Source organism: Paenibacillus sp. Lou8.1 (genome assembly GCF_024213565.1).
In the GTDB taxonomy this organism is placed as follows: domain Bacteria; phylum Bacillota; class Bacilli; order Paenibacillales; family Paenibacillaceae; genus Paenibacillus; species Paenibacillus polymyxa_B.
Genome location: NZ_JANAVN010000012.1, coordinates 1 through 14,248, shown reverse-complemented (window position 1 = coordinate 14,248; position 14,248 = coordinate 1). Strand labels below are relative to the sequence as shown.

The 14,248-nt window shown below is 43.5% G+C and carries 3 protein-coding genes; all 3 read left to right on the top strand.

Features of this window, described 5'->3' with window-relative positions:
* Window positions 1-7 precede the first annotated feature (7 nt).
* Window positions 8-12,550, top strand: coding sequence for a non-ribosomal peptide synthetase (locus NLX78_RS17495; RefSeq protein WP_254351115.1), 12,543 nt, complete (start codon window positions 8-10; stop codon window positions 12,548-12,550).
* Between the two features lie 29 nt (window positions 12,551-12,579).
* Window positions 12,580-13,887 carry an MFS transporter gene (locus NLX78_RS17490; RefSeq protein ID WP_254351114.1) on the top strand — a complete coding sequence of 436 codons (1,308 nt, stop codon included), beginning with the start codon at window positions 12,580-12,582 and terminating at the stop codon, window positions 13,885-13,887.
* Between the two features lie 178 nt (window positions 13,888-14,065).
* A partial coding sequence (locus NLX78_RS17485; RefSeq protein ID WP_483311684.1) for a transposase occupies window positions 14,066-14,248 on the top strand: 183 nt, incomplete at its 3' end.

Below are 14,248 nucleotides of genomic sequence, written 5' to 3'. Positions count from 1 at the left end.
GTGGCTTATGAGTAAAGATCTGCAAATTCAAAGTATATTCCGATTAACTCCGATGCAACAAGGAATCTTGTTCCATAGCCTGCTAGATCAAACTTCGTACGCCTATTTTGAACAAGTGAGTCTTACCCTGAACGGCTTACTCGAGGTAGAGCTTCTGGACCAAAGTCTTTCTGTTCTATTTGAGCGCCATGAGATATTGCGCAGCAATGTTTTTCACGTCAATATTGAAGAGCCTAAATTGATCGTATTCCGGCAGAAGCATCCATCCATTCACTTTGAAGACATTTCTTCACTAACGCAATCTGACCAGGTGGCCTATATAGAACAGTTTGTTCAACGTGATAAGGCCAACGGATTTGATATCACCCGGGATGAGTTATTCCGGGTCTCCATATTGCAGTGTGCGTCTGATGTATACAAGCTGATCGTTAGCTTTCATCACATCATTATGGATGGATGGTGCTTAGAAATCGTTCTGAAAGAATGGTTCCAGATCTACACATCATTGAAAAAAAATGAGCCAGTTCAGCTAGGTGAAGCTCCTTCTTATGAAAAATACCTCAAATGGCTGGACAAGCAGGATACAGATACAGCGCTTATGTTTTGGGAGCGATATTTGGATGGTTTTGAACAGCAAAGCATCTTGCCTACGAGTGGTAAAGGGAGCCACGTTGATTACGATCCACAGCAGCAAATCTTTAGCTTTGATTCGCAATTAACAGGTCAGTTGGAATCACTGGCCAAAGAACTCAAGGTTACTTTGAGTACATTGTTTCACTCCATCTGGGGTCTGCTATTGATGAAATACAACAACACCCGCGACGTGGTATTTGGCTCTGTCGTTTCCGGTCGTCCGTCAGATATTCCGGGAGCAGAAAATATGGTGGGCCTATTTATCAATACTATTCCAGTGCGTATATCAAGTGAAGAGGATCATCTTGCTTTTTCGGAATTCGTCCAGCATGTACAACATTCGGTTATGGAGGCGGGGGAGCACCATTATGTGCCTCTTGCTGATATTCAGGCGGGGAGTTTGTTGAAGAGTAATCTGATACACCATATTTTGGCTTTTGAAAACTTTCCGGGTATGGAGGAGGCCCCCGATCACGCGGACGAAAACAGTTTAGCGGTTTCGGAGATGGCTGGCTTTGAACAAACTAATTATTCCTTCAACCTTAACGTTGTCCCCGGTGAGAAACTGCGGATGAAATTCAGCTATAACGGTCTATTATACGAACCAGCATATATAGATCGATTAGGTCGACATGTTGAAGAAATCGCCCGCACTGTGGTTTCATCTGCTGATGTAGTTTTGAACGAAATAGATATTATTCTACCAGAAGAAAAAGAATTGATTTTGAAGAAATTCAACGGGACGGCTGCGCCTTATCCAAGGGAGAAGACGATTCATCAATTGTTTGAGGAGCAGGTGGAGCGAACACCGGAACATCCGGCAGCCCTATACAAAGATCGGCAATTGACGTACCGGGAGCTGAATGCCCAAGCGAATCGGGTGGCTCACGTCCTGCGGAAGAAAGGGATCGGGCCCGACCAGATGGTGGGCATCGCAGTTCATCGATCGCTGGAGATGATCGTTGGTCTGCTGGGGATTTTGAAGGCAGGCGGGGCGTATCTGCCGCTACATCCAGAGGACCCGGAAGAACGGCTGGGATTCATGCTGGAGGATAGCGGGGCATCTATCCTGCTGACCCAGCGGGATCAGTTGGACCGCCTTCGTCCGCACGGAGCCGATCGCGAGCTGATCGCTATCGAAGATCTGCTGATGGAGGGGATGGAACTTACAGGAGAAGAATGCGAGAAGAACCCGGAACCTATTAACCGCTCGACCGATTTGGTGTACGTGATTTATACCTCAGGCTCCACAGGCAAGCCGAAGGGGGTCATGATTGAGCACGCTTCGTTGATCAACCGTCTGCACTGGATGGAACAACGAATTCCGTTTGGAGCGAAGGATGTCATTCTGCAAAAAACACCGTATACCTTTGACGTATCGTTGTGGGAGCTGTTCTCGTGGGCGATTCAGGGAGCAACGGTATGCTTTTTGGAGCCGGGAGGAGAAAAAGATCCGGCAACGATAGCCGAAACGGTGAAGGCCAACGGGGTAACAGCGATTCATTTTGTGCCATCCATGCTGGGAGCATTTCTGGAGTATATCGAGCATAGCGGAGCCGCTAGGAAAATGCGCAGTGTCCGGCGAGTATTTGCCAGCGGGGAAGCGCTGATGACTGAACATGTCCGCCGATTTAACCGTTTGCTGGGAGCCGAAGGAGCCACGTTGCATAACCTGTATGGACCGACAGAGGCAACGGTAGAGGTGGCGTATTACGACTGTCCTGCCGAGCAGGAACCGGAGAGCATTCCGATCGGGAAGCCGATTGATAACGTGAAATTGTACATTTTGGACAGTAAAGATCGATTGCAGCCGATAGGTGTACCGGGCGAACTGCATATTGGAGGGGACTGCGTAGCCCGGGGATATGTGAATCGAAAAGAACTGACGGAGGAGAAGTTCGTAGAGGACCCATATGCGGCGGGTGGACGGATGTACCGGACAGGAGACTTGGCGAGATGGCTGCCGGATGGAAACATTGAATATATGGGACGGATCGACCATCAAGTGAAAATTCGGGGCTACCGGATCGAACTGGGTGAGATTGAAGCGGCCTTGCTCGCGTACGAAGGTGTCAGGGCAGCGACGGTACTGGCCCTTGATGACCGGAATGGCGGCAAATATTTATGTGCATATTTCGAAAGCGGAGAGGGTTTGAACACATCTATTTTAAGGACTCACTTGAAGGCATTAATACCGGATTACATGGTGCCGAGTCATTTCGTTCGACTAGATGTTATGCCGCACCTGTCCAGTGGTAAGGTTAATCGTAAAGCGCTACCCGAACCGGATCATAGGATGCGAACCACTAGATATGTTGCACCAAGGAACGAAATGGAAAGAAAACTGGCGGAGATTTGGGAGAAGATGTTAGACATATCCTCCATCGGTATACATGACAACTTTTTTGAACTGGGTGGACATTCACTAACGGCGACTCGACTCATGTCTCGAATCAATAAGCTGTTACAAGTTGAAATTCCGCTCCGTGATATTTTTGTACATCCGACAATCGAAGAAATGAGTGTTTTGATCTGCAGACCAGAGGTTGCAGCCGGGAAGATGGTGGATATTGCTCCTACTGAGCTACGTGATTCGTATCCGGTGACATCCGTTCAAAAGAGACAAATGATTTTACAACAGTTTGAAGGAGCAGAAACAGCGTACAATATGTCCTTTGCCTTACTGATGGAAGGAAATCTGGACATTAAGCGGCTGGAGCGAGTGTTCAGGGATCTAGTACGTAGACATGAGGCATTGCGGACATCATTTGAGTGGAGCACACAGGAGCCAGTACAAAAAATCCATAGTGAGGTTCCATTTCAACTGAGTTTCCAACAGGCTGATGAAGACGGGAAAGAAGCACAGGACAAACAGATTCAAGCGATATTCAAGACGTTTGTAAGACCGTTTAACTTAGGTCTGGCTCCTTTGTTGCGGGCGAAGCTGGTGCGTATTTCGGACAATAGACACATCTTAATGGTAGATATGCACCATATTGTTGCAGATGGCGTTTCCATGAGCATTTTGGCTAACGATTTCACAAAATTGTATCACGGGAGCTCGCTGTCACCATTGCGTATTCAATATAAAGACTACGCCGTTTGGAACAGTGAGTGGATCAAAGAGGGACACTTGATAAAGCAGGAACAGTACTGGCTAGACTTGTTTTCGGATGAACTTCCTGTACTAAATCTACCAACTGACTTCACGAGACCTCAAGTTCAAAGCTTTGAAGGTGATCGGTATTCTTTTCAAGCTGACAAGACACTCAGTGAAAATCTACAACAATTTGTTGCAGAGAATCGGACCACTTTATTTATGGTACTGCTATCGGCTTACAACGTATTGCTGCATAAATATTCAGGCCAGGAAGATGTCGTGATAGGGTCTCCAATAGCAGGTCGTAATCATACGGATTTAGAAAATATTATGGGGATGTTCGTTAATACACTTGTGTTGCGTAACCACCCAGCTGCTGACAAAACGCTTAAGCAATTTCTACTGGAGGTGCAAAGAAACAGCCTGGAAGCATTCGAACATCAGGATTACCCAATAGAAGATCTTGTAGATAAGCTCGAACTGCACAGGGATCTAAGCCGAAATCCTCTGTTTGATACGATGTTCTCTCTAGAAAATACCGATTCGGTAAACCTGCAAGCTGACGGGATATCCATATCGCCGTATTCTGTTGAAATTGGCATAGCCAAAGTAGATTTAACATTAACAGCAGAAGCGAATCAAGAGGGAATCTCTTTTCGAATTGATTATTGTAATAAGCTGTTTCACAAAGAAAGCATTGAGAGAATGTCAAGGCATTATTTGCAGATTTTGCAGACAATTGTGGATTCTGCGGATCTCCAGATTAGTGATGTTAACATGGTTACTACATCTGAAGAAGAAATCCTGTTAAGGAAATTTAATACGGTACCTGCTTATAACGAGAAAGAGGATCGAAAATTGCTGCATCAGCTCTTTGAAGAGCAGGTAGCGAAGACGCCCGATCGAATTGCGGTATCGTTTGAGGAACAACAATGGACTTACAGCGAGTTAAACGAAAAAGCGAATCAGCTTGCTAGAGTGCTTAGAGAAAAAGGAGTACAGGCCAATACGCTTGTAGGCATTATGGTAGAGCGATCTTTCGAAATGATAGCCGGAATCCTAGGGATTTTAAAGGCTGGGGGTGCATATGTCCCTCTGGCACCAGATTATCCGGCGGAGCGAATTAGTCTGATGCTATACGATTGCAAGGTAGCCCTATTACTGGCTTCCAATCGTGTTCTGACTGAATCAACTTTTATGAAAGATGCAGAAGCAGATTGGTTTACAGGGGAAACCCTTGATTTGGACCAGCTCGATACTATCGTTAAGGATTCAGATTCTAGTAATTTACCTTATGTGAATGAACCGGATGATTTGGCATATGTGCTATACACTTCGGGCTCAACAGGTAAACCAAAAGGAAATCTGACCATGCATTATAACGTGGGAAGATTGATTAAAAATTCCAATTATATCGATCTTACTGATCAGGATATTCTCTTGCAGCTATCTAACTATGCCTTTGACGGATCGGTCTTTGATATATTCGGTGCTCTGGTCAATGGTTCGAAGCTGGTTCTCTTACGTAAAGAAAATATGCTGAATCCAGAAAAACTGTCTTCCTTAATTCGATATGAAAATGTCTCGGTATTTTTTGTTACTACCGCCTTGTTTAACACGTTGATAGAAACAAATATTGAATGTTTTACTACAATTCGCAAAGTACTTTTTGGAGGAGAGCGGGTTTCGCTTTCGCATGTGAGTAAGTTGTTTGAACATATCGGGCCCAATAAAATGCTGCACATGTACGGTCCTACCGAAAGCACGGTCTTTGCTACCTGTTATGGTGTAGATCGGATTCATGAACGGCAAGGTACAATTCCAATTGGAGTCCCGATTACAGGTACTACTGTGTATATTCTGGATAAAAATCTCAAATTGCAGCCTATTGGTATACCGGGAGAACTTTGTATAGCAGGGGATGCACTATCCCGGGGCTATTTGAACCTACCTGATTTTACAAAAGAAAAGTTTATAGACAATCCATTTAATCCAGGCGAGAAAATGTACAAAACAGGTGACATTGCAAAATGGCTTCCAGATGGAAATATTGAATTTGTAGGCCGCCAAGATCATCTGGTGAAAATTAGGGGTTTTCGTATAGAGCTTGGAGAAATTGAAAATCAACTACTATCCCATGAACGCATTAAAGAGGCAATAGTTGTAGCTAAACTGGATCAATCCGGTCAAAATCGTATTTCTGCATATATGGTGACAGATGGGGATTTAAATACTTCAGCTATTCGCCGTTACTTGGCGAAGTATTTACCAGATTACATGCTGCCATCTAGCTTAATACTGCTGGATAGTTTGCCGCTCAACGCTAATGGCAAGGTGGATCAGAAGAAATTGCCAGAGCCTCATATCAACTTAGACTTAAGCACGCTGTATGAACCACCGACAAGCCCTACGGAAGAGAAGTTGATCAAAATTTGGGAAGGCGTGCTGGGACAAGAGGGAATTGGAATTAGTCACAGTTTTTTTGATCTTGGAGGAGACTCTATTAAGGCCATTCAAGTTATCGCAAGGTTGAGTCAAGAGGGATTAAAGCTGGATATGAAGGACATATTTCAGCACCCTACTGTTCAGCAAGTAGCACCATATGTCCAACGTCGTTCCAGAATCATTGACCAGAAGGCGGTAACAGGTGAGGTACAGCTAACTCCAATCCAAAGATGGTTCTTCGAAAATGTACAGGATGATCGGAACCATTTTAATCAAGCGGTTATGTTGTTTACTAGTGTTGTATTTGATGAAAAAGCCCTAAAAACTGCTTTGGAGAATATTATTATTCACCATGATGCCCTACGAATGGCGTATGAGATCGGTCAGAGTTCTGTTTGCCAATATCATACGGAAATGCAGTTAAAGCCTCTTCATGTAAATATTTATAATTTACAAGGAAGTAACGATGCTGAAAGCAAGATTGAGGAAGAGGCTAGTCGGCTACAGGCTACCATGGACTTAAGAGCAGGCGAGATTATCCAGGTTGGCTTGTTCCAAACAGATCAAGGTCAGCATTTGCTGATTGTTATTCACCATTTAGTTATTGATGGGGTCTCCTGGCGAATCTTATTAGAGGATTTGGAGAGCGCATATACCCAGGCATTACAAGGTGAGACTATCACTTTGCCGGATAAAACGGACTCTTTTCAGTATTGGTCTGACCGACTTGCAGAGTATTCGAATAGTCGGGCTTTGCTAAAGGAGAAGGCATATTGGCAGCAAATTGAAGGTGTTCAATGTGAGTCTCCATTTCCTCAGAAGAGAGCAGTTACTAAAGAGGGTGGAGTGAAAAAAGAAAGAACGAGTATAGCTGTCCGGTTGGACAAGCAAGATACACAGCTACTGCTTGGAACTGCTCATCAGGCCTATAATACCGAAATTAATGACTTATTGTTATCAGCGCTTGGATTGGCTATTAAGCAATGGGCGGGTAGTAAAATCTTCGCTATTAATCTTGAAGGACATGGCAGGGAAGAGATTATGGAGGAGATTGATGTTACTCGAACCATAGGTTGGTTTACTTCGATGTTTCCTGTTGTTCTGGATATGAGGGATGGTGAAGATATTTCATCTGTTATTCGGCGAACTAAGGAAATGATTCGGCATATCCCTAATCGAGGGATTGGATACGGAATTCTGAAGTATTTGACCGATGTGGAGCATATTCAAGATTTAGATTTTAACATACAGCCACAAATCAGTTTTAATTATCTGGGACAATTTATGGATGGTACGCAAGAGGGAAGCTTTGAATCGTCACCGTTATCGCCGGGACGTTCTGTTGGTGAAGGGGGAGAAAGCCATTTTACACTGGACATCAACAGTATTGTTTCCCAAGACCAACTGTTACTTGAATTTGGATATATTCATGGCGAGCATGAAGATCATGCTATTGAACAATTATCCCTTATGTATATTGAACATTTAAAAATGTTAATTAATCACTGTACAAGCATTTCGCAGAAGGTTCTCACACCATCTGATTACCAAGACCATACTCTCTCTATTCCTGAGTTAGATCAGATCCTCACACAGTTTGGTGGGACTGAACAGGTAGAGCATATTTACCCGTTAACACCTATGCAGCAGGGAATGCTGTTCCATTACATGATGGAGCCGGAAACTACAGCTTATGTGGAGCAAGTCGCGATTGAAATGGAAGGTGAACTACAGCAGGAACTTCTGGAACAGAGTTTTCAAGAATTGTTGGCAAAATATGAAGTATTGCGTACGAATTTTGTGTTTACCGGTATACGTGAACCTCGGCAAGTAGTGCGTAAACATCAGCATGCAGAGTTTCGGTATTATGACCTTACCGGGATGAATGAGCAAGAAATTACCGCTTATCTAGAGGATTACAAAAAGCAAGATCTTCTGCGTGGATTTGATTTATCCAATGAAGCACTAATACGTATAAATGTATTAAAAACAACTCCTGATAAGTTCCTTATGATGTGGACCTTCCATCATATGATTATGGATGGATGGTGCGTAGGAATTGTCTACCGCGATTTTATGAGTATGTATCTAGAATTGAAAAATGTTAGACCGCTTAAGTCTGAAACAGCCCCTGCTTATTCAACTTATATTCGTTGGCTGGAAAAGCAGGACAAAGAGGAGGCCATGCAATATTGGAAACAGGCTTTGGATGGATATACGCAATGTGCAGTTATACCAAAGACGTCCAAATTGCAGGCTAAAGAAGGTGGTTACCAGACGAGTCAGCTGGAATTTTCGTTAGACCAAACATTGACACGACGATTAACAGAGATTGCATCTCATAATCGGATTACGGTCAACACGTTGTTCCAATCCATATGGGGGGCATTGCTTCAAAGATATAACAATACCAACGATGTAGTATTTGGAGCAGTCGTTTCAGGGCGACCGCCAGTAATCCCAGACATTGAGAGCATGGTAGGTATTTTCATTAATACTATTCCCGTGCGAATTTATGGCGAGGAGAATGAAAGCTTCATTGAAATGGCCAAGAGAGCTCAACAAAGCTCCATTGATTCTGTTAAGTATGAGTACACATCGTTAGCGGACATTCAATCCATATCTACGCTGAAGCAAAGCCTGTTAGATCATATTATTGTGTTTGAAAATTACCCTGAGTATGGCGAAGAAGAGGCGCTTCAGAAGCACAATCTGAAAATTCACGTGCGAGATATGGCCTTTTATGAACAGACAAACTATGACTTTAATCTTATTGTTTCCCTGAAAGAAGAACTGAACATTAAATTTCTGTACAATGCTGATACCTTAAGTAGAGAATTTGTGGAACGTATAAAAAATCATTTAAATGGCGTAGTCCGACAAATCGTGGATAATCCAGAGATGAGTATATCCTCGATTGAAGTAACTTCTTTACCAGAGAAAGAAGTGATTTTGAATGAATTTAACAATACGAAAGCAATCTATCCGCGAGAGAAGACAATCCATCAATTGTTTGAGGAGCAGGTGGAGCGAACACCGGAACATCCGGCAGCCCTTTATAAAGGACGGCAACTAACGTATCAGGAGCTGAATGCCCAAGCGAATCGGTTGGCTCATGTGCTGCGGGAAAAAGGAGTAGGACCTGATCGTGTGGTGGGGATCGCGGTTCACCGGTCGTTGGAGATGATTATCGGATTACTAGGAATCTTGAAAGCAGGTGGAGCCTATCTGCCGCTGAATCCAGAGGACCCTGAAGAACGACTAGCGTTCATGCTGGAGGACAGTGGAGCATCCATTTTATTGACCCAGCAGGAGTTAGCGGAGCAGCTTCGCTGTCATGGAACAACCCGGGAACTGATCGCTATCGAAGATATGCTGGTACAGGAAAAGGAGCAAACAGGAAGAGAAAAGAATCCGGAATCAATCAATCGCTCGACGGATTTGGTGTATGTGATTTACACCTCGGGATCTACGGGTAAGCCCAAAGGAGTCATGATTGAGCACGCCTCGCTGATCAATCGTCTGCACTGGATGCAAAAGCGGATTCCGTTTGGAGCGGAGGATGTGATCCTGCAAAAGACACCGTATACCTTTGATGTATCGTTGTGGGAATTATTCTCGTGGGCTATCCAAGGGGCAACGGTATGCTTTTTGGAGCCGGGAGGAGAGAAGGACCCGGCAACAATAGCTGATACGGTTGAGGCTAACCGGGTAACGGCATTGCATTTTGTGCCGTCGATGCTGGGAGCGTTTCTGGAATATATGGAACACAGCGGAGCTGCGGGGAAAATGCACAGTGTACGACGTGTATTTGCCAGCGGAGAAGCGCTGATGACAGAGCAGGTTCGTCGGTTTAACCGCCTGATAGGCGGCGGAGGTGCCACGCTGCACAATCTGTATGGCCCAACGGAAGCGACTGTGGAGGTGGCGTATTATGATTGTCCTGCCGAGCATGAACCGGAGAGCATTCCGATCGGGAAGCCGATTGATAACGTAAAATTGTACGTTTTGGACAAGAAGGACCGTTTGCAACCGATAGGGATACCTGGTGAACTGCATATTGGAGGCGACTGTGTAGCACGAGGATATGTGAACCGGGAGGAATTGACGGAAGAGAAGTTCGTAGAAGATCCATACGAGCCGGGAGGACGGATGTACCGAACAGGAGATCTGGCCAGATGGTTGCCGGATGGAAATATCGAATATATGGGCAGAATCGATCATCAGGTGAAAATCCGCGGGTATCGGATCGAACTGGGTGAGATTGAGGCGGCTTTGCTTGCACATGATGGAGTTCGGGCAGCGGCAGTGCTTGCCCGTGCTGATGACCGAACGGGGACGCCTAGTTTGGGTGGGTATCTTGTTGCCGAACCTCATGTGACAACGGCAATGTTGCGACAAAATCTATCTGTCTCAGTTCCAGAGTATATGATTCCAGCTTATTTTGTATTCTTGGATCAGATGCCGCTCACGTCGAGTGGTAAGATTAATCGTCGTATGCTATTAGAAATTGAGCTGGAGTTTGGCACCGGAACGGAATATGTAGAGCCTAGCAGTGAACTGGAAAAGGAATTAGTTGAGATCTGGATGAGTGTACTCGGTGTTGAACATGTGGGTATCGACGATAACTTCTTTGAATTGGGAGGACATTCTTTAACGGCTATTCAGCTTGCATCCAGGTTACAGGGGATTTTGAGTAGTGAATTACGGTTGAGCAGTATCTATCAATACCCTACGGTCAGAGAGTTGGCATTACATGTGGAAAGAATGGAAGAGAACCATTCTGCACTTGCCCAACAATTTGATCAGATTATAGCGTTGCTGCATCAAAAGCTGAACGTTAAGGGATGGATACAACAAGAGCAATTCAATGGAAAATCTTATATTGTTCTGCATTTAGAAGATGGAGCCATTTCTTTCGAAAAAGAGATTATAGAACTGTTGGACATGAATTGCGATGAATCGATCCAGCCTCATTACATCACTTGGCATGGAGAAGAAACCCTGAGACTAGAAAAGGTCAATCTTGAAGACATTAAGAGCATATGGACAGAAAGAATTGACAATGATTTGGACGTTTTCTCCAAAGCTATTCTAAACCCAGGAGTGATAGAGAGACTGCCTGTTTCTCCAACACAACGCTACCATCTCCAACACAGTGATATTTCTGGCACGATTATTCCACTAGAAAAACATATGAACATGGAATATGTGGAAGAAACGATTCTGCAGATTATTCGAGAGCAAGATTTGATGAGAAGTACGCTGTGTGAAGAAAACGGAGATTTGCAATGGCAGGTAAGGGAAGCACCGGATCATCTTCCTGTACCACTGGTGGATATCTCTATGTATGACGAAGATACACAGCAAGTGATTCTGAATAATATCATCTGGCCTTATTTTTACAAGAAGCATGAATTGAGCAATTCACTCTTATATCGGATATTGATTGTGAAAAAGAATCTGAAAGACTACATCCTCATATTACCTTTTTCGCACTCGATCTTTGACTTTATGAGCAGTGAGATTATTAAGCACCAGTTCAACACTTATTATGAATGTGTTCGAGCTGGAAAGGAAACGCCTGAAGGGAGCAAAAATCGTTACTCTGATTTTACAGCTCATATTATGGGAGGACCTCAGGGTGTTGACGATCTGGAACTAGCAACTACCTATAGTCTAGATAAGTTTGATCGTGCAATTGGTCGTATAACTGATTTTGTCGATCAAAAAGCAGTACTTGAAGGGCATACAACCGTTATTTGGGATTTGAAATCTTCCGAGAGAGCAGTTCACTTGGACAACACTAGTCATTGGGAGATCGCATTCTTTACGTTTACTGCTTTTTGTAAAATGTATTTCGAGCTTAGTCAGGTACCAATTTGGGTAACGCAGTATGGCCGAAGCTTTGGAGAAAAGCGTTACTATGATGTTATTGGTGAATTTGTGGATCATATCCCGATACTAACTAACTTAGACCAAAACCTGGTATCTCTAGAACAACAGGTTCGCCAAAGTGTTCAATGGGCAGCTGAACATAATATCAGCTTTGCTAACTTAATGTATAATCCGGATGTACAGAACGATTATCCTTTATCTGGAGGATACTTGCAGCAGGCTTTGGATAGAATGCCAATTGTATTTAATTTCCTTGGTGAGCTGAGAAGTGAGCATCAACTCCTACAAACGGTGGATCTGGGTAATGTCAATGTTGAAGGAAGAACACGAATCTTATGCGAAGTTTGGCATGATAGCGAGTCTAATCTGTTTGTGGCACTAACTCTACCTTTTTCAGAAGACGAAAGTATAGTACGGAATCATTTACAAAGTGCCTTGGAGCAATTGGAAAGACGCTGGGCAACCGTTCTGTAACTCTTGCCCTAACCGAATAGGGGGATCTCATGAATCAGCCAAAGGAATTCTTGTTTTATGCTCGCCGGAATCTATTTATTTTTTCTGTGACCAGACTTATATCCGAGCTAGGAAGTTCGATTTTTAAGTTTGCTTTAAGTCTATATATTTTGGATATCACCGGATCGGCCACTGTATTTTCAATGGTGTTAGGCTTATCCATTCTGCCCGGAGTATTTGTCAATATTTTTGCAGGTGTAGTTATAGACCGGAGTAATAAGAAAAAAGTGCTTGTCATAACCGAAATATTAAGCGGCATAGCGTTACTAATCTTTTTACCCATTTTCTTGTTGGACTCAACCAATGTTATGTTACTCGCCGTGTTTTCCGTTATATTAAGCTTAATTCAATCATTTACGTTCCTAACGCTGAACGCTTCAATTCCTAACTTAGTGGAAAGAGAAAACGTTCATAGCGTAAACTCTTCCTATCAAAGCATAGGAGCAATCATAAATGTACTTGGCCCGATCCTGGGTGCAATTACTTATCGAGCTTGGGGCTTGGAAACGATTGTGATGATTAACGGAATAACATTTATTTCGGCTGGATTAATGCAACTATGGTTACAATTCAGGAAATCTGATGAACAAACGGTATCCTCAAGTTATTTAGACAGCGTAAAAGACGTGTTTGCGTATATAAACAAGCAAAAAGCCATCATGTATTTACTTGTCATCTTTGTTGGCATCAATTTTATGCTCGCTCCATTAATCCAGGTTGTACTACCGTATGTGACTTATCAGGAACTTCAACTTTCAGCTCAACAACTGTCTGTTATTCAAGGAGCCTGGTTCATAGGAGTCATTGCAGGAGCCATTGTGGTTTCACGTCGAAAAGTACATCAATTTGTTATTACCAAAATATTCATCCTGTTTCAGCTTCAAGCCATCTTATTCCTAACATGGTGTTTTCCATTATTGTTTCCCTCAACAGCAGGAAGCCTGATACAGATGACGTTCATCTTCATTATGATTTTGGCAGTAACCGGATTTTTTAATTCGATGAGCAATGTCCCCATGATATCTTATGTGCAGCTGTATACTCCAGACCATATCAGAGCCGGGGTGTTTGGTGTAATCAGCTCGATCACTATGCTAGCAACTCCGCTTGGAATCGGGTTGTACGGAATACTGTTGGATAGAATCCATTGGGTATACCTTCCTCTGGCTTCGGGAATAGTTGCTCTGGTGATGGGTATCATGGCTCATAAGAACAAAGAATTACGTAACTTTTTCAGTCAAAATGCCGAACCAGTCCTTAATAGCGTAGGTGAAAAAGAACGGGTATCAGCATTATAAACTGAATTTCTGCTTATAATGTGATTGAAGGACCTGATGTTAATGGAAAGGCCAACTTAAGTTGGCCTCAGGCTGTCGAGAAAGTCTCGACAGCTTTTTTTATGTTCATTTTATTTAAGACGACACCGCGTTAATGTTGTATAATATAGGTAACTATTGTAGAACGGACGGTGTTGATATGCTGCGACCTCATCGAGACCAACAACAATCTTTTGAATTGGTTTCTCTGGAAGAACTGGTACCGCAAGATCATCTGCTTCGTAAAGTGGATACATATATAGACATCTCCTTTATTCATGAGAAGGTAAGCCCGCTGTATTGTGCGGACAACGGGCGTCCTGCCATTGATCCTACCGTGTTG